Annotated in this window: 17 protein-coding genes; 5 read left to right on the top strand and 12 right to left on the bottom strand. The window is 75.0% G+C overall.

Features of this window, described 5'->3' with window-relative positions:
• The first annotated feature begins 6 nt into the window (after positions 1 to 6).
• The 3 genes from cofD (at position 7) to ACO229_RS23840 (ending at position 2827) form a co-directional block, all read left to right on the top strand.
• Positions 7 to 960, top strand: a complete 954-nt coding sequence (gene cofD / locus ACO229_RS23850) for a 2-phospho-L-lactate transferase (protein ID WP_423462992.1) — start codon at positions 7 to 9, stop codon at positions 958 to 960.
• A gap of 29 nt (positions 961 to 989) precedes the next feature.
• On the top strand, positions 990 to 1616 hold the full coding sequence (cofC, locus tag ACO229_RS23845; RefSeq protein ID WP_423462991.1) for a 2-phospho-L-lactate guanylyltransferase: 627 nt from the start codon (positions 990 to 992) through the stop codon (positions 1614 to 1616).
• Positions 1617 to 1684: 68 nt separating this feature from the next.
• Positions 1685 to 2827 (top strand): FAD-dependent monooxygenase, encoded by a 1143-nt coding sequence (locus ACO229_RS23840; protein ID WP_423462990.1) that lies wholly within the window; start codon positions 1685 to 1687, stop codon positions 2825 to 2827.
• A 4-nt stretch (positions 2828 to 2831) separates the two neighbouring features.
• On the opposite strand, the gene ACO229_RS23835 is transcribed toward ACO229_RS23840, so the two are convergent.
• A complete protein-coding gene (locus ACO229_RS23835; RefSeq protein ID WP_423462989.1) occupies positions 2832 to 4385 on the bottom strand; it encodes a PLP-dependent aminotransferase family protein in 1554 nt (517 codons plus the stop codon).
• A 90-nt stretch (positions 4386 to 4475) separates the two neighbouring features.
• Here ACO229_RS23835 and ACO229_RS23830 point away from each other — a divergent pair, with 90 nt between their 5' ends.
• Positions 4476 to 5459: an aldo/keto reductase gene (locus ACO229_RS23830; RefSeq protein ID WP_397432247.1), complete on the top strand. Its 984-nt coding sequence runs from the start codon at positions 4476 to 4478 to the stop codon at positions 5457 to 5459.
• Positions 5460 to 5514: 55 nt separating this feature from the next.
• Here ACO229_RS23830 and ACO229_RS23825 read toward each other — a convergent pair whose 3' ends face one another.
• The 7 genes from ACO229_RS23825 to ACO229_RS23795 all read right to left on the bottom strand — a co-directional run bounded on the left by ACO229_RS23825 (position 5515) and on the right by ACO229_RS23795 (position 14872).
• The gene (locus ACO229_RS23825; protein WP_423462988.1) at positions 5515 to 6120 is read right to left on the bottom strand and encodes a nitroreductase family protein; all 606 of its coding nucleotides are present in this window, start codon (positions 6118 to 6120) and stop codon (positions 5515 to 5517) included.
• 58 nt (positions 6121 to 6178) lie between these two features.
• Complete coding sequence (locus ACO229_RS23820) at positions 6179 to 7486, bottom strand: serine hydrolase domain-containing protein (RefSeq protein WP_397432245.1); 1308 nt, start codon at positions 7484 to 7486, stop codon at positions 6179 to 6181.
• Between the two features lie 108 nt (positions 7487 to 7594).
• Entirely contained in the window at positions 7595 to 10765 is a 3171-nt protein-coding gene (locus tag ACO229_RS23815; protein WP_397432312.1) for an FAD-binding and (Fe-S)-binding domain-containing protein, read from the bottom strand.
• Positions 10766 to 10949: 184 nt separating this feature from the next.
• Positions 10950 to 11393: an OsmC family peroxiredoxin gene (locus tag ACO229_RS23810; protein ID WP_397413295.1), complete on the bottom strand. Its 444-nt coding sequence runs from the start codon at positions 11391 to 11393 to the stop codon at positions 10950 to 10952.
• A 78-nt stretch (positions 11394 to 11471) separates the two neighbouring features.
• Entirely contained in the window at positions 11472 to 12455 is a 984-nt protein-coding gene (locus ACO229_RS23805; protein WP_423462987.1) for a hypothetical protein, read from the bottom strand.
• 67 nt (positions 12456 to 12522) lie between these two features.
• Complete coding sequence (locus ACO229_RS23800) at positions 12523 to 13062, bottom strand: RNA polymerase sigma factor (protein WP_423462986.1); 540 nt, start codon at positions 13060 to 13062, stop codon at positions 12523 to 12525.
• A gap of 97 nt (positions 13063 to 13159) precedes the next feature.
• Positions 13160 to 14872, bottom strand: a complete 1713-nt coding sequence (locus tag ACO229_RS23795; RefSeq protein WP_423462985.1) for a glycosyl hydrolase family 18 protein — start codon at positions 14870 to 14872, stop codon at positions 13160 to 13162.
• Between the two features lie 331 nt (positions 14873 to 15203).
• Here ACO229_RS23795 and ACO229_RS23790 point away from each other — a divergent pair, with 331 nt between their 5' ends.
• Positions 15204 to 17408 (top strand): LuxR C-terminal-related transcriptional regulator, encoded by a 2205-nt coding sequence (locus ACO229_RS23790; protein WP_423462984.1) that lies wholly within the window; start codon positions 15204 to 15206, stop codon positions 17406 to 17408.
• Between the two features lie 10 nt (positions 17409 to 17418).
• Here ACO229_RS23790 and dtd read toward each other — a convergent pair whose 3' ends face one another.
• From dtd to ACO229_RS23770, 4 genes are all read right to left on the bottom strand, one after another.
• Positions 17419 to 17844 carry a D-aminoacyl-tRNA deacylase gene (gene dtd / locus ACO229_RS23785; RefSeq protein WP_423462983.1) on the bottom strand — a complete coding sequence of 142 codons (426 nt, stop codon included), beginning with the start codon at positions 17842 to 17844 and terminating at the stop codon, positions 17419 to 17421.
• Complete coding sequence (locus ACO229_RS23780) at positions 17841 to 18902, bottom strand: asparaginase (RefSeq protein WP_423465339.1); 1062 nt, start codon at positions 18900 to 18902, stop codon at positions 17841 to 17843. The genes dtd and ACO229_RS23780 overlap by 4 nt, the downstream gene beginning before the upstream one ends.
• A 23-nt stretch (positions 18903 to 18925) precedes the next feature.
• Positions 18926 to 19252, bottom strand: coding sequence for a DUF2516 family protein (locus ACO229_RS23775; protein ID WP_397413289.1), 327 nt, complete (start codon positions 19250 to 19252; stop codon positions 18926 to 18928).
• 201 nt (positions 19253 to 19453) lie between these two features.
• Entirely contained in the window at positions 19454 to 20569 is a 1116-nt protein-coding gene (locus ACO229_RS23770) for an FUSC family protein (protein ID WP_423462982.1), read from the bottom strand.
• Positions 20570 to 20592: the final 23 nt, after the last annotated feature.

Raw genomic sequence — 20592 nt, 5'->3', positions numbered from 1 at the left:
CGACGCGTGAACGTCACCCTCCTCGCCGGCGGGGTCGGCGGTGCGCGGCTCGCGCACGGCCTCGACCTCGCGCTCGGCGCGGCCCCCACCGGTACGACGCCCGTCGACGACGAGCCCGCGCTGACCGTCGTCGTGAACGTCGGCGACGACACCGAGCTCCACGGCCTCGCCATCTCCCCCGACCTCGACACCGTCCTCTACACGCTCGCGGGCCTGAACGACGAGGACCGGGGCTGGGGCCTGCGCGGCGAGTCGTACGCGACCCTCGGCGCGCTGCAGGACCTCGGCGAGGACACCTGGTTCACGCTGGGCGACCGCGACCTGGCGACCCACATCGTGCGCACCGCCCGTCTGCGCCGGGGTGAGCCGCTGTCCGCCGTCACGGCGCACCTGGCGCGGTCGACGGGCGTGCGCCCGCGGGTCCTGCCCGTCACGGACGACCGGCTCGCCACCCTCGTCGACACCCCCTCGGGCCGCCTCGGCTTCCAGGAGTACTTCGTGGGCCGGAAGCACGCGGACGCCGTCCTCGGCCTGCACTTCGACGGGGCCGACGCCGCACGCCCGGCCCCCGGCGTGCTCGACGCGCTGGCCGCGGAGCTCGTGGTGGTCGCGCCGTCCAACCCGTTCCTGTCCATCGAGCCGCTGCTCGCGGTCCAGGGCGTCCGGGACGCGCTGACCGCCGCCCCGGGCCGGCGCGTGGCGGTGAGCCCCATCGTGGGCGGCCAGGCGATCAAGGGGCCGGCAGCACAGATCCTGGAGACCCTGGGGCACGAGGTGTCGGCTCTGGGCGTGGCCCGGATCTACGCCGGTCTCGTCGACGTGATGGTCATCGACGAGCGTGACGCCACCCTCGCGGACGCCGTCGCCGACCTCGGCCTCGCGGTGCACGTCACCGACACGATCATGGGCGGCCCGCCCGGCCGCGAGCGCCTGGCCCGCGAGCTCCTGGCCCTGGCGTGACGGACGGTTCCCCGAGCACGACGGCAGTGGTGCCACTGCGCGACGGCGTCTCGGGCAAGTCCCGGCTCGCCGCGGTGCTGGACGCCGCCTCGCGACGCCGGCTGGTCCGGGTGTTGGCGCGGCACGTGGTGGCGACGCTGCTCGCGTCCGACGGGATCGGGCGGGTGGTCGTGGTCACGGCCGACCCGGCCTTCGCCCGGGACACCCTGGCCGGGCTGGAGGTGGAGGTGCTGGAGCAGCCCGCCGACCGCCCGGGGCTGAACCCGGCCCTGGAGCACGCCCGGGCGCACCTGCTCGCGGAGTCACCGCGGTCCGCCCGCCTCCTGGTGGCCCACGCCGACCTGCCCGCGCTCACCCCGGCCGACGTGACCGCCCTCCTGGCCCAGGACGCGCCGGTCGTGGTCGCCACCGACCGCAACCGCTCGGGCACCAACCTGCTCCTGCTCCCGTCCGGAGCCGGGTTCCGGTTCCGGTTCGGGACCGGATCGCTCGCCGCGCACCTGGCCGAGGCGGAGACCCGGGGGCTCGCCGCGACGGTGGTGGACCGGCCGGGGACCGCCGTCGACCTGGACACCGCCGACGACTGGTCGCAGCTCCCGGACGAGGTGCGGGCCGTCGTGGGGCAGCAGGTGCCGGGTCTGCGCGCTTCATGCTGACGGGTGGCTCGTCCGGTCTGATGTACTTTGCGCGGTATTGCGAAGGACATCTGCCCCAGGGAGTCACCGTGAGCGCTGTGCAGAACGTCGGGGTCGTCGGCGCGGGGGTCTCGGGCCTCGCGGCCGCCATCCTGCTGGCCGAGGCCGGGATCCGCGTGGTCGTCTACGAGGCGAAGCCCGACCTCGGCACGCTGGGGTCCGGGATCACGCTCCAGGGGAACGCGCTGCGGGCCCTCGACCGGCTCGGGGTGTGGGACCAGGTGCGCCGACGGTCGTACTCGTTCGACGTGACCGGGATCCGGGCGCCGGGACCGGAGGCGCCGCTGGTCGCCGAGATGCACGACAACGCCATGGGCGGCCCGGACTACCCGGCCACGGCCGGCATGTACCGGCCCGACCTGGCCGAGATCCTGCTCGCCCGCGCGCGGGCCGTCGGCGCCGTGGTCCGCTCCGGCACCCGGGTCACGGCACTCGTCCAGGACGACGCCGCCGTCACGCTCGACCTCGCCACGGCCGGCGGACCGGACCGGGCGACGCACGACCTCGTGGTCGGGGCGGACGGCCTGAACTCCACGGTCCGCGAGCTGATCGGCATCGCGACCAGGCCCGAGCCCAACGGCATGGGCATCTTCCGGGCGTTCGTCCGGCGCCCTGCGGGAGCCGACCACACCGAGCTCGTGTTCGGGGGGCCCTCGTACATCGCGGGCTTCTGCCCCACCGGCGAGGACACCATGTACGCCTACCTGGTCGAGGACAAGCAGGACCGGCAGGGCCTCACCCCCGCCGAGGGCTCCCGCCTGATGGCCGAGCTGGCCCGCCCCTACGGCGCCCACTGGAACGACATCCGCGCCCAGCTCGAACGCGGCGTCGAGCACGTCCACTACACCTGGTTCACCAGCCACCTGGTGCCCGCGCCGTGGAACCGGGGGCGCGTGGTCGTCATCGGCGACGCCGCGCACTCCTGCCCGCCGACCGTCGCGCAGGGCGCGGCCCAGGCGCTGGAGGACGCCGTCGTGCTGGGTGACGTGCTGGCCCGGCACGACCGCCTGGCCGACGCCCTGTGGACCGAGTTCCACGAGCGCCGGGTGCCGCGTGCGGCCGCCGTCGTCGAGGTGTCCGACCAGATCGCGTCCTGGCTCCTGGCCCACGAGCGGGGCGACGTACCAGGCCTGCACCGCACGATCTCCGACCTGGTCTCCCGCGAGCCCTGACCGGTCAGCGCGCTGCGGCCTCGACCGCCGCGCGCAGGCCGCGGACGGCCTCGCCCAGCCGCGCGTCGGCGAGGTTCCCGTAACCCACCACCAGCACGGTCGACCGGGCCGGCGGCACCGCCTGGTACCGCCGCACGTCGACCAGCGCCACCTCCCGCGCCGCCCCCTCGCGCACGACGGCGGCCACGTCGAGCACCTCGGGGTCGACACCGGGCAGGTCCACGCCGGCCAGGTCCACCGTGACGTGCATCCCGGCCGCGATCCCGCCGACCCGCGCACCGGGCAGCTCGCGGTCCAGGGCCGCCAGGAGCGCGGCGCGGCGCCGGGAGTACCGGGCACGGGCCGCACGCAGATGACGTGCGTACGCGCCGTCGCCGACGAACCGGGCCAGGGTGAGCTGGTCGAGCGTGCTCGGGCCCGGCGCGGGTCCGCGGCGTACGGAGACCCCCAGCACCGCCGCGCGCCAGCGTTCGGGGACCACCATCCAGCCGATCCCGAACGCGGGCGACAGCGTCTTGCTCGTCGAGCCCAGCAGCAGCACCCGGTCCGGTCCCCGGCCCTGGAGGGTCGGCACCGGGCGCCGGTCGTAGCGGAACTCCGCGTCGTAGTCGTCCTCGACCACGAGCCCGTCCACCTGCCGCGCCCAGTCGAGCACGTCCGCCCGCCGGCCGTCCGGCAGCACGGCGCCGAGCGGGAACTGGGGGGCGGGCGTGAGCAGCAGGGCCCGGGCACCCGTCCGGGCCGCCGCGGCGTGCAGCCCGTCCACCGTGATCCCGTCGTCGTCGACCGGCACGGGGACCGGGGTGAGGCCGGCGTCGGCGGCCACGTCCCGCAGCGCGGCCCAGCTCGGGTCCTCGACGAGCAGGTGCGTGTGCCCGGCGTCGGCCAGCGCGGCGGCGATGCGCGACATGCCGTCGGTGGCACCCCGGGTGAGCACGACGGCGCCGTCGGGGGCCGACACCACCCGGGCCCGGCGCAGGTGGGTGGCCACGGCGGACCGTGCGCCCGGGTGCCCCGCGGCCGGCTGAGCGCCGAGGTCCAGGTTGCTCGCCTCGGCGAGCGCGTCGCGCGCCGCGCGCAGCCAGGCCTGGCGGGGCACGTGCCGTAGGTCCGGCACACCGGGGGCGAGGTCGTGGGTGGCCCGGTCCGGTGCACGCTCCGCGACGGGGCCCGACGCCGGCCCGCCCGGCACCGGCCCCGTCCGTCCGTTCACCCGCACCGGGCGCGCGGCGCGGGCCGGGCTCCCCGCGGACGGGCCGGTGTCCGACCGGCTGCCCGCGGCGCCGTCGGGCACCGCGGCCGCCACGCGGGTGGCGGACCCGGTGCGCGCCTCCAGGATCCCCTTGTTCACCAGGTGCCCGTACGCCTCGGTGACCACCCAGCGCGAGATCCCGAGGGCGTCGGCGAGCGCCCGGCTCGGCGGGAGCGCCGTGCCCGGCGCCAGGCGGCCGGAGGCGATGTCCTCCAGGAGCGCCGCCTCCAGCCGGTGCCGCAGCGCCCCCGGCCCGGGCGCGAGGGCGATCAGCACCTCGGTGGAATTGGTCTGGCCCTTCGGCATGGCATTGGACCGTAGCACCAGACCGATCGCTGCCTAGCGTGGTGGGTGCCGGGCGCGGGCCCGGGACCATGCAGGCCGAAGGAGCAGACCATGCAGTACCGCACGCTGGCAGGCGCGCACACGTCGTTCGAGGTGTCCACGCTGTGCCTGGGCACCATGTTCATGGGCACGCGCACGGACGAGGAGACGTCGTTCGCGATCCTGGACCGGTTCGTCGAGGCCGGGGGCACGTTCCTCGACACGGCCAACAACTACAACGCCTGGGTCGGCGGCTACGGCCGAGACTCCGAGGACGTGCTCGGCCGCTGGCTCGCCGCGCGGGGCAACCGCGACGAGCTGCGGATCGCGACCAAGCTGGGCGCGGCGAAGAAGGACCCGGCCCTGCCGCTGTCCAACACGCCGCCCACCAACTACCAGGGGCTGGCCGCCACGACGATCGACCGGGAGGCGCGCGAGAGCCTGCGCCACCTGGGCATCGACCACATCGACCTGCTGTACGGGCACGTGGACGACCGGGAGACGCCGCTGGAAGAGACGGTCGGTGCCTTCGGCAAGCTGGTCGAGGAGGGGATCGTCGGCATCCCGGGCATCTCGAACGTCGCGCTGTGGCGCCTCGTCGAGGCCCGCGAGACCGCCGCGCGGCTGGGGGTGGCGCCGTACGGCGCGGTGCAGCAGTGCTACAGCTACGTGTACCCGCGGCCGCAGCCCGTCCGCACCAACTGGGCCACGCCCGAGCTGCTGGACTACGCCCGGTCCACCGGCACCGACGGCCGGCCGGGGCTCGCCGTCATGGCGTACTCCCCGCTGCACCAGGGCGTCTTCGTCCGGGACGACAAGCCGTACTACGACGGTTCGGACCACGCCGGGTCGCGCGAGCGCGTCGCGGTGCTGCGCGCCGTCGCCGCGGAGATCGGGGCCACGCCTAACCAGGTGGCGCTCGCCTGGCTCCTGGGCGGTGAGGTGCCGGTGATCCCGGTGTTCGGGGCGAGCAGCGTGGCCCAGCTCGACGAGGCCCTGGCCGCCGTCGACCTGGTCCTGGACGACGAGACCCGCGCCCGCCTCGACGCGGCCTGAACCAGGGGCCGGGCGCTCGGGTCACCGGGTGACCCGGGCGCCCGGCGCGTGGTCGTCACCAGCCGCCGTGCCGGATCACCTCGGACTCCGGCTTGCGGGGCCGGCGCGTGGGCGAGCCCTGCGCCCCGCCGTCCGCCGGGTGCCCGACGGCGACGACCCCGGTGATCTCGAACTCGTCCGGGATGCCGAGCTCCGCCCGGACCGCCGGCACGCGCGGGGGCGCCACGCCGAAGAAGCAGGCACCCAGCCCCTCGTCGACGGCGGTCTGCAGCATGAGCAGCGACGCCATGCCGACGTCGACGTGCCAGAACGGGACGGGCCAGCGCGCCTCGTCGAGGTCCGCCCAGCCCTTGTCCCGCTCGGCGTACCGGTTCAGGTAGGCCGCCTTGGACGCGAGCGCCAGCACGATCACCGGCGCGGTCCGCATGCCGTCGAGCCAGGCGGACATGTCGCGCTCCGAGTCGTCCGGGGTCGACGCGGCCCAGAACCGGTCCCGGTCCCCGGGCTCCTGCAGCACCACGAACGCCCAGCCCTGGCTGAACCCGGCGCTGGGCGCGCGCACGGCGTTGCGGGTGATCCGGTCGACGGCCGCGGCCGGCACGGGCTGGTCGGTGAACTTCCGATGCATCCGCCGCTTGCGCACGACGTCCTGAAACTCCATGTCGCGCATTCTGCCCCGCTGCGGGGTGCCGTCCGGCACCCCGCGCCCGGCCGGCCCGTCAGCAGCTCTCCTGCATCATCAGCGTGAGCAGCTCGCTCGGGTCGTACAGCGGCTCGTCGGTGTAGTACGGGTAGGCCAGGTCCCGTCCGGTGATGCCGATCACGACCTGCCGCGCGCCGTCAGGCGACGTCAGGTTGATGGACTGGGTGCCGTACGAGGCGCCGTCGTGCCCGTAGAGCCAGGCGCCGGGCTCGCACGGGTCCGGCACCCGGTACACGCCCAGGCCGTAGTCGGGGAACGTCTCCTGCCCGACGGTGCGCGGCTCCAGCATGTCCGCAGCCGTCTCCTCGTCGACCAGCCGGCCCGTGACCAGGGCCTCCGTGAAGTCGGCGAGGTCCTCCGTGGTGCTGGTGACGGCCCCCGCGGCGGCGAACAGGCTCGGGTCCCAGTGGTCCAGGTCGTACCAGCCGGCGCCCTCGGGCCCCGTGTACGCCGACTCGTGCAGGAACGGCCCCCACGCGCCCGGGTCGTCCGGGTAGGCGCTCTGCCACATGCCCGCCGGGGCGAACACCCGGTGCCGCAGCAGCGACTCGACGCTGCGCCCGGTGACCTCCTCCAGCATCATGCCGAGCACCACGTACCCGGCGTTCGAGTAGGAGAACCCGGCGCCGGGCTCGTTCATCCACGGCGCGGACTGCAGGGCCTCGACGTGGTCGGCGTCGGTGACCTCCTGGCCCATCACCGCGAAGACCTCGTCCAGCGACGTCGGGTCGGTCACCCGGGACGTCAGGATCCAGTCGGTGGCGGTGGGCGCCCCCGACCGGTGGCTCAGGAGCTGCTCGATGGTCACACCGGCGGGCATCACGCCGGGCAGCACGTCCTCCACCGGAGTGTCGAGCGTCCAGGTGCCCTTCTCCACCTCCTGCATGACCAGGGTCGCGATCATCGGCTTGGTGTTGCTCGCCACGCGGAACCGGTCGCGCTCCCGGGCGGGCGCGCGGCCCTCGCGCTCGCGGGTCCCGGCGGCACCGCTCCACGTGCCCGACGCCGTCTCGACGCGGGCCGTCACCGCGATCGCACCGTCCGCCACGAGGGCGTCGAGGGCGGCGTCGAGCTCGGCACGGGCCGGTGCCCCTGGTGCCGTCGTCCGGAGGCGTGCCTGGTCGCGCTGGGCCGCACGGGCGGCGTCGGCCACCGTGGCGGACAGGGTCTCGGGCGCGTCCAGCACGGGGGCGCCGGGCCCGGACGCCGTCGCGGACGGCCGGTCCTCGCCGGCGGCGTGCGCGGAACCGGCGACGGCCAGCGGCGCGGCGAGCGCCAGGGTCGCGCTCAGGGCGAGCGCCGCCCTGCGGGTGGTGCGATCCATGGGAGTCTCCTTCGTCTCGGCTGTGCTCCCATCCTGGCGAGCAGCGCCGGCACCCGGATCACCCGGCCGGTGGAGATGCCTCCGACCTGCGGCGGAACCCGTCTCCGCCTACAGCCGGTCCGCGATGACCTCCAGCAGGGACTTGCCCTCGACGCCCATCAGGTCCAGCGCCTGGGTGCGGCACGAGAAGCCGTCGGCCAGGTAGGTGGTACCCGGTGCGGCGTTCCGGAGGGCCGGCAGCAGCGCGTTCTCCGCCACGGCCACCGACGTCTCGTAGTGCCCCTTCTGCATGCCGAAGTTCCCGGCCAGGCCGCAGCAGCCCGCGAGCACCTCGATCTGCGCACCGCCCTTCTCCAGCAGCGCCTGGTCGGCCTCGTACCCCATCACGGAGTGCTGGTGGCAGTGCGGCTGCACCACGGCGCTGACGTCGGCGAGCGACGGCATGACCCACTCGGGCGGCGTGTCGTCGGAGGTCAGCAGCTCGGCCGCCGTCCGCGTCATGCGGGCCACGGCCTGCGCGCGCGGGTCGTCGGGGAACAGGTCGAGCAGGTCGGAGCGCAGCACCGCCGTGCAGGACGGCTCCAGGCCCATGATCGGGATGCCGTTGACCGCGTACGGCCCGAGCACCTCGAGAAGCTTGAGCAGGCGACGCCGGGCCCCGTCGAGCTGGCCCGTGGAGATCCAGGTCAGGCCGCAGCAGGCCTGCTCGTCAGGCACGATGACGTCGAACCCGGCTGCGGTGAGCACCTTGAGCGCCGCCTGCGGCACGGTGGGCGACAGGGCGTCGCTGAAGGAGTCCGTCCACAGCACGACCTTGGGCTTGGTGGCGAGCCGGGCGGCGGTGGCGCCCTCACGCCCGGGCAGGCCGAGACCCTCCTCGGCGATCACCCGCAGCCCGGGCACGCCGTGCGTCGCGCCGCCGCGAGCCCACCACTGCCGGAACGGCACCTCGGCGAACTTCGGCATCGACCGGCGCGTGTCCATGCCGCCCGCCCACAGCACCGTCTTGCCGATCCACTTCACGCCCAGCAGGCGGTTGACCAGCTCGGGGACGGCGCCCGCGAGGCGGGCCCAGCGCGGCAGCCAGCCCAGGGCGTAGTGGTCGACGGGCCGCAGCTTGCCCCGGTAGGTCCGGTACAGCACCTCGGACTTGTACTGCGCCATGTCGACGCCCGCCGGGCAGTCGCTGGAGCACGCCTTGCAGGACAGGCACAGGTCCAGCGACTCGCGCACCTCCGGGGCCGACAGCCCGCCCACGAGCGTGCCGTTCACCGCCTCCTGCAGCACCCGGGCGCGCCCGCGCGTGACGTCCTTCTCGTCCTTGGTGGCCTGGTAGCTCGGACACATGAAGCCGCCCGACGCCGACGTGTCCGCCCGGCACTTGCCCACGCCGACGCAGCGGTGCACCGCCGTGGTGAGGTCGTTGTGGTCGTGCGCGAACGAGAACCCCTCGTACCCGGCCTTGCGCCGCACGCCGTGCCCCGCGCCCTTGCCGACCAGCGGCAGCTTGGTGCGCACGGCGGCCGCGGCGGGCCGGCGCAGGTCGTCGTCCACGGCCCGCGGCCGCACGACCACACCCGGGTTGAGCAGGTCCTTCGGGTCGAACAGCGCCTTGAACCGCTCCATCAGGGCGATCGCCTCGGGCGAGTAGATGAGCGGCAGCAGCTCGGACCGGGCGCGGCCGTCCCCGTGCTCGCCGGACAGCGACCCGCCGTAGCGCGCCACGAGCTCGGCCGCCTCCATCATGAAGGTGCGCAGCACCGACCCCGACGTCTCCAGCGGGATGTCGATCCGCAGGTGCACGCAACCGTCGCCGAAGTGCCCGTACGGCAGCCCGTCCACGCCGTACCGGTCCATGAGGGCCTGGAGGTCACGCAGGTACGGGCCCAGCTTCTCGGGCGGCACCGCGGAGTCCTCCCAGCCGGGCCACGCCTGCTCCCCGGCGGGCGTGCGGCCGGCCAGACCGGCGCCGTCGGCCCGGATCTGCCACATCTTCGTGGCGTCGGGCCCGGCGGGCAGCACCAGGGAGTCCAGGGCCGAGGCCGCCGCGACGATCGCGTCCGCCCGCCCCAGGGCCTCGGCCTGCGACGAGCCGCCGACCTCGATCATCAGCCAGCCCGACACGCCGTCGACGTCGGCACCCGGCAGGGGCGGCACCGACGTCGCACCCTTGGCCCGCCGCACGACGTCGACCAGGCGTGCGTCCAGCCCCTCGATGGCGAGCGGCTTGTGGTCCAGGAGCCGGGGCACGTCGTCGGCGGCCGTGGCCATGTCGGGGTAGCCGAGCACGACGAGCGTGGGGGCGCCCGGGGTCTCGACCAGGTCGAGCTCCGCCTCCAGGACGGTGACCAGGGTGCCCTCGGTGCCCACGAGCGCGCGGGCCAGGTTCGAGCCGTTCTCGGGCAGCAGGTGCTCCAGCGAGTAGCCCGAGACCTGGCGCCCGAACCGGCCGAACTCGGTGCGGATCAGCGCGAGGTTCTCCCGGACCAGCTCCTTCAGCCCCGGCACGGCGGTGAAGTCGGGGTCGCCCGAGCCCGCGGTGAACCGGCGGCCGTGGCCGTCGACCACGTCGAGCGAGACGACGTTGTCCGCCGTGCGGCCGTAGGCGACGGCGTGCGGCCCGCACGCGTTGTTGCCGATCATGCCGCCGAGCGTCGCCCGGTTCTGCGTGCTCGGGTCGGGGCCGAACCGCAGGCCGTGCGGCTTCGCCTCCGCCTGGAGCGTGGACATGACGGTGCCCGGCTGGACCCGCGCCGTGCGGCGCTCCGGGTCCACGCTCAGCACCTTGTTCAGGTGCCGCCCCAGGTCGAGCACGACGCCGGGGCCCACCGAGTTACCGGCGACCGACGTGCCCGCACCGCGCGCCGTGATCGGCACGCCGAGCTCGCGCAGCACCCCGAGCGCGGCGACGACGTCGTCGGTGCTCTCCGGGAACAGGACCCCCTCGGGGACCACGCGGTAGTTGGACGCGTCCGTGGAGTACTCGGCGCGCCGCCGCGTGCTGATGTCGACCGCGCCGCCCACCGCCGTGCGCAGCGCGTCGGCGACCGCCTGGCGCGCGGCCTCGGCGGCGTGGTCCGCCTCGCGGAGCGCGGCCCTGCGCCGCTCCTCGCTCTCGGCCCGCCGGCGTTCGCTCTCCTGGGCCGCCCGCGCCTCCGCCTCCTCGCGTGCCGCGCGCGCCGCGTCCGCGGCGTCGGCCGTGTGGTTGCTGTCGGGCACGTCACCGGATCCCTGGGCGCGAGCGCCCTGGTGTCCGCGCGCTCGGTTCTCGTGGTTCATGCCGTTCCGGGCTCGGGCGTCGGGGGTCTGCGATGGCACCTCGCGATTCTCGCACCACACGCCCCGGATTCCCGGCAACCATCCACACTCCAGCAGCCCCGCTGTCGCTGAGTGCGGGATATTTGCGGGCCCTTGGGCAGGAAACCCGCAAATATCCCGCACCCAGCGACGGCGCGTACGAGGGTCAGCCCTCGTACGTGACGTCCAGCGTGATCTGGCCCACGCCCGTCAGCGCCTTCGAGATGGGGCACCCGACCTTCGCGGCCTCGGCGGCGGCCTTGAAGCCCGCCTCGTCGATGCCCGACGCGTAGCCGCGCACGGTCAGCGCGCTCCGGCTGATGTAGAGCCCGCCGGCCGGGTCCGGGCCGAGTGTCACCTCGGCGGTGACCTCGATCTGCTCCGGCGTGGCGCCGGCCTGGCCCAGCTCGTTCGTGAAGGCCATCGTGAAGCACGACGAGTGCGAGGCGGCGAGCAGCTCCTCGGGGCTGGTGACGCCGTTCGCCTCGTCGGCGGCGCGCGCCGGGAAGGACACGTCGTACGTGCCCACGCCCGACGACGAGAGCTCGACCTGGCCCGACCCCTCCTGGAAGGTGCCGTTCCAGGCGGTGCGGGCGGTACGTGCTGGCATGTTCGCTCCTTGAAGATCGCGGTGTGACCGGATGGGTCCCTGCCCGCCCGACCCTACGACGCCCGCACGGCAGTCGCGTCACGGCGTGAGGTCGAGCAGCTCCTCGTCCACGGCCATCACGGTCCAGCCCGAACCCGTGGCGTCGGCGAGGTGGTAGGCGGGCACCACCAGCACCGTGCCGTCGGGCAGGGCGTACCGCACCTCGGTGCGGGTCGCCGCCACGATGGTCACGTCCTCGACGGGCCACGCGATCGCACCACCCGGCGCCGGCACACCGCCCGAGGACCCCGCCGTCCGCTCCGGCCGCTGCCCCAGCACCGACCCGGCGAACCGCGGGTCGCCGAGCCGCTCGACCGCCGCCACCTCGCTGATCACCGGGTACGTGCCGAGCCCCTGCCCCGTGTCGGCGACCCGCACCTCGCCGGAGCCGGGCGCCCGGGACAGCCCGGCACCCGCGTGGAACACGATGCCGGCCGCCGTGGGGAGCTCGCCGCCCGCGTCCAGGGGCTCCACCTCCTGCGACGTGGCGCGCTCGGGCATCCCGAGGACCGACGGCGGCTCGTCGCCCGTCGCGGTGCCGTCCTCGACGCTGCTCTCGGACGCGGGCGCGGCAGCGGTGTCCGCGGCCGGCCCGGCACCGAGCCCCGACTCACCGGCCAGGTACCCGCCGCCGCCCACCACGACGACACCGGCCACCGCGGCCGCCACGAGCCACGGCGTCCGGCGGCGGTGCCGCCGCACGGCGAGCTCGTCCAGCGTGCGACCGCCCTCAGGGCGTCCGCGGTCGGAGCCACCGTGCCCGGAGCTGCCAGGGCCGGAGCTGCCGCGGCCGGAACCGTCCGGGCCGTCCTCGTCCCGCCCCGCCGCGGCCTCGCGACCACCGGCCGTGTCGTCGCCGTCCGGCCGCCGCGAGGCCGTGACCGGCCGCTCGCCCGAGGCGGCGATCAGCGCGTCGACCTTGGCCCGGAGGACGCCCTCGACCGGTCCCGGCGCGTTCCGCGCGGGATCCGCCGCCGTCAGGCGGTCGAACGCCGGGTCCTCCGGCCGCTCGTGCTCGTTCATCGCCGTCCCTCCGTACCTGGCCCGGTCGCACACCGTGCCCGCTCGCCGACCCACCCCGTACATGTGCTCATGCGTCCACCGCTTGCTCGTGGGCGTCCCACGCGTCGCGCAGACGGGCCCGGGCACGGGAGAGCGCGGCATCGGCGCCCCCACGCGAGACGCCGAGCACCTGGGCGAGGTCGTCCCCCGACAGGCCGTCCCAGGCGACCAGCAGCAGGATGCGCCGGTCGCGCGCGGAGAGGCGGGCCAGCACGCTGCGCACGGCGTCGTCGGACGTGGCCAGCAGGGCCGGGTCCACGTCGTCCGGCTCGTCCGGGACGACGGCGACCGGCAGGGCCCGCATCTTGCGCCGGTGGTTGGCCAGCACGTAGCCGGCGGTGCGGTACAGCCACGGCAGCTCGGCGCCGTCCGGCACGTCGTCGCGGCGGCGCCATGCGGTGGCGAGCACCTCGGCGGCGAGGTCCTCGGCGTCGGAGACGCGGCCGCCGTCGGGCAGCCTGCGCACGAAGTAGGAGTAGAGCGCACGCGAGTGCGCGTCGAAGAGCGCGCTGAACCAGGCCTCGTCGTGCGCGGGCCGGTCGTGCGGGCGGCCGGGGCTGTCGTCCACGCCCCTACTCTGTCGTGGACGCGGCCCTCCTTGCACGTGCCAGACCCTCAGGTCCCGGAAGGTGACCTGAGGGTCTGGCACGTTGCCGCGGGTCGGGTCAGCAGGCGCCCAGGTCCTGCCACACGCCCCACTCGCCCGTGGTGCCGGGGGTCTCACCCTGGGTCCACCACTTGGCGCGCCACTCGTGGCCGGCGTACGAGACCGTGTTGCCGCCCACGTAGACCGCCGACGAGCTCCAGGCGGCCGAGGCGCAGGCGTCACCCGGCGGATCGGTCGGCGGGTCGCTCGGGTCCGTGGGCGGGTCGCTCGGGTCCGTGGGCGGGTCGCTCGGGTCCGTGGGCGGGTCGCTCGGGTCGGTCGATCCGCCGTCCTCGACGGGGCCCGGCGTGCCGGAGCCGAGCACGTTCCACAGCGCACCGGTCAGCGCACCGGACCGGTCACCCGACAGGTCCCACCACATGGCCCCGCCCAGGCCCTGCGACCGGATGTACTCGGCCTTCTTGGTCACCGACTGGTTGTTGTCGTACGACCACCAGGTGCTGCCGTCGTGCCGCCAGGCGGCGCCCAGGTTCGCGTCGTAGTACCCGGTGCCGACGTTCTTGATCACGTCGTAGTCGTTGATGCCCGCCTCCCACTGGCCGGGGGCGGCCCCGGTCGCGGTACCCCAGGCCGCGGACGACGGCGCCCCGGTCCAGCCGCGCCCGTACATCGCGAGACCCAGTCCGAGCTGTGCCGGGTCGATCCCGGCGTCGGTGTACTCCCGCACCGCGAGGTCCACGCTGAACTGGCGCGCGGCCTCCCGCGGGTCGGCCGGGTCGTGGTAGAGGTTGCCCTGGTGGCCGGTGAGCGCCGGGTCCCAGGCCCCGTGCAGGTCGTAGCCCTGGACGTTGCCGAAGTCGAGGTACTCGAAGATCTCCGGGTCGTTCCAGCCGCCGTCCTCGATGTCGGCGGGGTTGGCGGGCAGGAACGCGGACAGCTCGTAGCGCTTGCCCGTCTGGGCGCCCACGGCGTCGAGCTGCTCGCGGAACTCGGCGAGCAGGAGCTTGAAGTTGCGCGCGTCGTTGACCTCGTCGACGTGGTTGCCCACGTTGCCGTTCTGCGAGCCTGGCCACTCCCAGTCGATGTCGAACCCGTCGAAGACGCCGGCTGCGGCGCCGGTGCCGCCCCGGCCGTCGATGACGGGCAGGTTGCCCTTGATGAACATGTTCACGCAGCTGGAGACGAACTTCTCGCGCGAGGCCTCGGTCGCCGCGGCGAGCGAGAAGTTCTTGGACCAGGTCCACCCGCCGATGGACATCATGACCTTGAGGTCGGGGTGCTTGGCCTTGAGCTGCTTGAGCTGGTTGAAGGAACCGGCCAGCGGCTGGTCCCACGTGTCGGCGGCACCGGAGACCGAGTTGGCCGCCGTGTAGCCCATGCCGTAGTCGGCCCAGGCGTCGCCCGCGCCGTCGGAGCCGTTCGGGCCCTCGCCCTGCGCCTTGTTGGCCTCGAAGCACTCGAGGTTCTGGTGGTGGATGTTCGCGAACGCGTAGTTGATGTGGGTCAGCTCGTCGGCAACGCCAGAGGTGTCGATCTGCTTGACCTGGTAGCCGCGCCCGTACACGCCCCACTGGGCGAAGTAGCCGACGCTGCGGAAGCCGTTGATGGCGGAGCTGGTCCCGGCGGCCGCGGTCTCGGCCTGGGGTTCGGCCGCGCTGGCCACGCGCAGGCCCACGGCGGCGGAGGCCACCACGGCGAGCGCGGCCACCCCCGCGAGGATTCGTCGGCCCGTCCTGCTGACGCCCGACGGCGGTTCGTACGTGGAGTCCATCGTCTTCCCTCTCTGATCCGGCACTGGTCCGGTCTCCCGGGTGGGACACGTTCCGTTAAAAGTAAGGAAACCTGCGTTAACGGGAAATAAGGGAATTCCACACGGTGGGACTACGTAGTGGAACCCGGCGAACTGCGCGGTCTTGTTACGGGGTGAAACCTTCGACACCGGAACAACCTCGTGCGGTACCAGGTACATCGAGCGACGCGGCGGGGCAGGATCGCACGTCAGACGCCACATCGCAGCAAAAATCGTGCGCTCAGGTTGATGCGGGTGAAACCTCTGGCGGTCATACTTGCGAGCACCGTGAACGAATCCGGGAGGCTCGACGATGACCGCGCTGCCGCAGCAAGTCGCTTTTCCGCTCGCCCTCGGTGACCGCACCGTGGCACCCCACGTCGCGTGCGAGCTCAGCCGGGTGGTGGGTGACGAACCTGGATGTGTGGACCAGACGGCCCGGATGCTCGACGACGAGCATCTCCTCGGGACGGCGCTGATGCCGGACCCGCTCCCCGCCGCGCGCGCCGTGCGCGAGGCGGTCGGCCCGCTCGGCCTCGACGACGACGCGCGGCGCGTGCTGCTCGTCGCCTCCGTGGCCGTGGTGGACCGCACCGACGTGCTCCTGGCCGCGTCGGGTACCGACATCGACACCCTCATGGCCGGTCCCGCCGGCCGCCACCTGCACCTGGTGGGCGGCCGGTTCCGGTTCCACCATCCGCGCATCCGCTCGATCGTGCACGACGACGCCGACCTCGCCACCCGCACCGCCGCCCACGTCGCGCTCGCCGACGTGCACCGCAGGGCCGACGAACCGCTCGTCGCCATGTGGCACACGGCCCTGAGCACGCTGGCGGGCGACCCCCTGCTGGCGGACGGGCTGGTCGAGCTCGCCGAGCAGCACCTCGCCCGCGGCGACGTGCACCGCGCGCACGAGGTGGCCCGCGAGGCCGCGAGCCACGGCACCGGCCGGGTCCGCGCCCGCGCCTTCGCCGTGGCGGGCCGGGCGGCGCTGTGGGCGGGCCACGTGCACGACGCCGTCGCGCACCTCCGCCGCGCCACCCACCCGTCCGACGCGGACTCGTCCGCCGCGGGCGCCCCCGACGCCGCCCGCCCGCTCGGCATCGCGCTCGCCCTCCTGGAGGGACGGCCGGACGCCGTGCTGCCCGACGACGCGACCGGGCCCGACCGTGCCGCCATCGCCGCCGCCCGCCGGACCGTCCGGCTGCTCGACGGCGCCCCTGCCGACGCCGCGGCGATCCTGTCGGAGGTCGCCGAGCTGTCCCCCGCACGCCAGGCCGGACGCTGGTTCGACGGCCCGGACGAGGCCATGACCCCACTCGCCGAGGCGCACCTGCGCGTCGCGCAGTCCTACCTGGCGCTGCGCGTCGGCGACATCACCGGCGCCGCGTCCGTGCTCGACGACGCCGTCGAGCGGCTCCCCGTGGCCCTCGCGTTCGGCGGGCTCGGCATCGCCCTCGCCCGCCGGCTCGACCTGGTCCGGGAGGGCCACCTGACGCGGCCGACCACGGCACTGGAGGCGTCCGTGCCAGGGCAGGTCTCCCCCGTCGTGCGGGCCGCGACGCTCGGCGACCGCGCCCAGACCGCCGTGTTCGCCGGTCGCTGGGTCGAGGCGGCCACCCTGCTGGGACTCGCCGCCGAACGCGGCGGCGACGACCTGCGACGACTGTGGCTGCCCACCCCGGACCCGGTCGAGCTGCTGGTCCTCGCCGGGCAGGACCGGGCGGCCCGGCGCTCGCACGAGCGGCTGCGCCTGCGCGTGCTGCCGTCGGTCGGACCCGACCCGGCAGGCGGGCACCCCGGCGTCACGCCCGGGCTGTCCGGGGTCGCCCCCGCGGCGAGCAGCCTGCCGGGTGGCGCCGGGATCTCCGGCGGGCCGGTGCGCCGACGCCGGCTGGACCTGGCCCGCGCGGAGCTCGCCCTCGCGGACGCCTCGGGCGTCAACCGGGCCCGGGAACGGGCCGTCGAGGCCTCCCTCCGGGTGGGCTCCACGTTCGAGCGCGGCCTCACCGAGCTCGTCGCCGCACGTGCCTTCGCCCGCCTCGGTCTGCCCGGTGACGCGGCGGCGCACCTGCTCGGCGCGCACGAGCTGTTCCAGGAATCGGGCGCGAAGGCCTGGGAGCACCTCGCCGAGCAGACGCTCAAGGCACCGCCCCTCGCGCCCGTCGCCCGCCGCGGGCCCGGCGGACCGTCCGCCGAGGCGCCGGGCCGGGACGGCGGGGTCGCCGACCTGGCCGCAGCCGGACGCCGGGAGCCGGGCGCGCCGCCCCCGGCCGACATCCCCGGCGAGTCCCCTCCGGCCGCCGGGCAGGAGGAGCTGTGCGGGCAGTGGGACGGCCTGCTCACCGAGCGCGAGCTCGACGTGGCGCGGCTGGTGGTGCAAGGACGCACCAACCGGCAGGTGGCCGCGAGCCTCTACGTGTCCGTGCGCACGGTCGAGGTGCACCTGGGCCGGGTCTTCCGCAAGCTCGGGGTGCGTTCCCGCACAGAGCTGGCGGTGCTGGCGCTGCGGGGCTGACCCCGCGGCGTCACGCCTCCAGCAGTATGGTCACCGGCCCGTCGCCCGTCAGCTCGACCTGCATGTCGGCGCCGAACCGGCCGGTCTCGACCGTCAGGCCGCGCTCCCGCAGCGCGGCCACGACGGCGTCGACGAGCGGTTCGGCGACCGGCCCCGGCGCCGCCTGGTTCCACGTGGGGCGGCGCCCCTTGCGGGCGTCGCCGTAGAGGGTGAACTGGCTGACGACGAGCACCGGCGCGCCGACGTCGGCCACCGACTGCTCGTCGTGCAGGATCCGCAGGTCGGCGATCTTGCGCGCGATGGTCTCGACCTGGGCCGGGCCGTCGTCGTGGGTGACGCCGACCAGCGCGAGGATGCCGGGCTTGTCGATCGCGCCGACCACCTCGCCGTCGACCACCACCGACGCGCGGGTGACGCGCTGCAGCACGGCCCTCATCGCCGCACCTCCCCGTACGCGCCGGCGAAGACCGCGCGCACCTCGCCCACCGGGCGGCCGCCGCCCAGCACGGGCACCCGGCCGAGCGCGTCGAGCCCTCCGGGGTAGACGCCGGGCAGGCCCGCCGCGCCCGCCGCCCGCAGCGCCGCGGCGAGGATCACGGGGCGGGCCCGGGCGGAACCGTCGAGCACCTTGAACGCCAGGGCGGAGCCGTCGGGCAGCCCCGCGGCATAGACACCCTCCGCGCCGTCCTTGGCCACCAGGCCCGGGACGGCCTGCATGGCGAGAGTGACGTCGCGGCCGGTGCCGCCCACCATGTCGGGGTGCGCGGAGATCGCGCGGGCCACCCGCGCCTCGTGCGAGCGGACGTCCTGCGTCGGCGCCGCGCCCAGCAGCGAGAAGGCCCGCGCCAGACCCAGCAGGGTCGTGGAGAACAGGGGCGCTCCGCAGCCGTCGACCGTGGTGCGCATGACCACCTCGGCGTCGCCCGTCGTCTCCAGGACGGTGCTGCGCACGGCGCGCTGCAGCGGGTGCTCGGGCGACAGGTACGTCTCGATGTCCCACCCCTGGGCGAGGCAGGTCGCCAGCATCGCCGCGTGCTTGCCCGAGCAGTTCTGCGTGAGCGACGCCGGCCCGGGTCCGCCGGCCAGCGGCGCCATGTGCCACTCCAGCGCGGCCGGCGGGTGGAGCGGCAGGTCGGGCGTGTTCTGCAGCGCGTCGATCCCCAGGCCCACGGAGCCGAGGATCTGCAGCACACCCTCCAGGTGGAAACGCTCGCCGTTGTGGCTCGCGGACGCGAGCGCCAGCAGACGGTCCGGCAGCTCCAGGCCTGCGCGCAGCATCGCGAGGAGCTGCACCGGCTTGAGCGAGGAACGGGGCCAGACCGGCGTGGTCGGGTTGCCGACCTGGAGCACGGGCCGCCCCGCCGGGTCGAGCACCACGAGGTGCCCCAGGTGCACCGACTCGACGAGGTCGCCGCGGATCACCTCGGCCAGCGGTGCGGCGTCGTCGAGCACGCTGCCCGACGCCGTGCCACCGGTCCGGGGCGCCGGCGCCATCCGGCCGGTGGCCGCCTCGGCGGTCACCATCCGCCCTGCGGGCCGCGCGGCTTGTTGCCGGTGCCGTACGGCTGGAGGCGCGGCCGCACGTCGGCCCAGTAGACGATGGCCGGGACCACGGCGATCACGTTGAGGAACGAGCCCGCCGTGATGTAGCTCGGCGGCAGGCCGAGCAGGCCGAAGACGGCCGCGGCGCCGAGGATCACGAGCCAGATCGGCTTGGAGAGCTTGCCCTCGGACCGGTAGGCGTGGGCAGGGCGACGGATCGCGTCGACCAGGGCGACCACCTGGACCGCGAAGACGATGACGCCCAGCACGATGAAGACGAACTGTTGGAGTGCTCCGAACACGGGACGAGCCTACGGCACGGAGGTGACGGATTCCCTGGTCGGACGGCACGTGCCCGGGCGGACATGCCGGCCGGCCCCGGCGGCACGGCGAGCAGCGCCCAGAGCCAGCTCACGGCGAACCCGACCGCGAGGAACACCGCGGCCGTCACACCCCGCACCTGATGACGACGAGCTGTTGTCCCCAACCTGTGGACGGTCGAGCTACAGCTCCGGCAGCGCCTCGCGCGCCTCGCCCGGGGTGACCCCCGCCGCCTCCAGCGCGTCCACCACGGGCGAGCGCAGCAGCATCACCAGCGACTGCACCTGCCAGTCGCCCTCACCCACGGTCCGCGGGTCCACCCTCGCCGCGACGGCGGCCAGCGCCTCCCGTCCGCGCGAACCGTCGCCGCCGGAGCCGACGTCGGACGCGAGCTGCCGCACCCCCGTCGCGAAACCCTCGACCAGCCCCGCGACCGGCTCGACATCGTGGTCGCCCTGGATCACCGGCAGCACGCGGCGGGCCAGGACCCGCACCGAACGCATGGTCCGGTCCACGAGCACCGCCTGGCCCTCCAGGCGCGCCAGCTCGCCGCGATGCACCCGCCCCACGGAGATCCGCGCCAGCTCGCGGGCCCCGCGCGCCGCCTCCTGCCACTCCGCGAGCACCGGCTCGGAGGCGCGGCCCCGCACGAGCGCGGCGCCGACGTCGTCCACGTCGCGGGACCGCAGGCCGCGGGCGAGCGTCTCCAGGGTCTCGGCCAGCTCGGTCACGGCCTGCTCGGCGAGCGCCCGGGGCCGCCGCCGGGTGTCCCCCGGAGTGAGCAGCGCGACGAGCAGGGCGACGGCGCCGCCCGTCAGGGCGTCGGTCCACCGGCCGAGGGGCCCGCCCGACACCGACGGCAGGCCCACCACGATGATCGCCTGCACGCCGGCCTGCGTGACCAGGAGCGCGCCCCGGTCGATGAACCGTGCCGCGACCGCGGAGAGGAAGAGCACCAGGCTGAGCTGCCACCAGCCGGACCCGATGAGGTGCACGATCAGGTCACCGATCGCGACCCCGACGGCCACGCCCACCGCCATCTCGGACACCCGCCGCACGTCCCGCTGCGCGGTGAAACCGAGGAGCACCCATGCCGCGACCGGCGCGAAGAACGGCTGCTCGTGCCCGAGCAGGTACCGCGCCACCAGGTAGGCGATGCCCGCGGCGAGCGACGCCTGCGCGATCGGGATCAGGCTCGCGCGGGCCCGGGTCCAGCCCTGCCGCAAGCGGGTGCGCAGCATCAGCGTGCGCATGGCCTTGTCCCACATCTCGTCGGCCGCCCCGGGCAGGTTGCTCACGAACGCATCCTCCCATTCACCCC

It is taken from the genome of Promicromonospora sp. MS192, from assembly GCF_049532985.1.
GTDB lineage: Bacteria > Actinomycetota > Actinomycetes > Actinomycetales > Cellulomonadaceae > Promicromonospora.
Note: the sequence above shows the minus strand (reverse complement) of the source record. Positions and strands in the feature narration are given on the sequence as shown.

Bases quoted from the DNA above. Each gene is read 5' to 3' on its own strand.
- ACO229_RS23835 (WP_423462989.1), bottom strand. From the start codon at position 4,385: ATGCCGAAGGGCCAGACCAATTCCACCGAGGTGCTGATCGCCCTCGCG.
- ACO229_RS23830 (WP_397432247.1), top strand. From the start codon at position 4,476: ATGCAGTACCGCACGCTGGCAGGCGCGCACACGTCGTTCGAGGTGTCC.
- ACO229_RS23825 (WP_423462988.1), bottom strand. From the start codon at position 6,120: ATGGAGTTTCAGGACGTCGTGCGCAAGCGGCGGATGCATCGGAAGTTC.
- ACO229_RS23820 (WP_397432245.1), bottom strand. From the start codon at position 7,486: ATGGATCGCACCACCCGCAGGGCGGCGCTCGCCCTGAGCGCGACCCTG.
- ACO229_RS23815 (WP_397432312.1), bottom strand. From the start codon at position 10,765: ATGAACCACGAGAACCGAGCGCGCGGACACCAGGGCGCTCGCGCCCAG.
- ACO229_RS23810 (WP_397413295.1), bottom strand. From the start codon at position 11,393: ATGCCAGCACGTACCGCCCGCACCGCCTGGAACGGCACCTTCCAGGAG.
- ACO229_RS23805 (WP_423462987.1), bottom strand. From the start codon at position 12,455: ATGAACGAGCACGAGCGGCCGGAGGACCCGGCGTTCGACCGCCTGACG.
- ACO229_RS23795 (WP_423462985.1), bottom strand. From the start codon at position 14,872: ATGGACTCCACGTACGAACCGCCGTCGGGCGTCAGCAGGACGGGCCGA.
- ACO229_RS23790 (WP_423462984.1), top strand. From the start codon at position 15,204: ATGACCGCGCTGCCGCAGCAAGTCGCTTTTCCGCTCGCCCTCGGTGAC.
- dtd (WP_423462983.1), bottom strand. From the start codon at position 17,844: ATGAGGGCCGTGCTGCAGCGCGTCACCCGCGCGTCGGTGGTGGTCGAC.
- ACO229_RS23780 (WP_423465339.1), bottom strand. From the start codon at position 18,902: ATGGCGCCGGCGCCCCGGACCGGTGGCACGGCGTCGGGCAGCGTGCTC.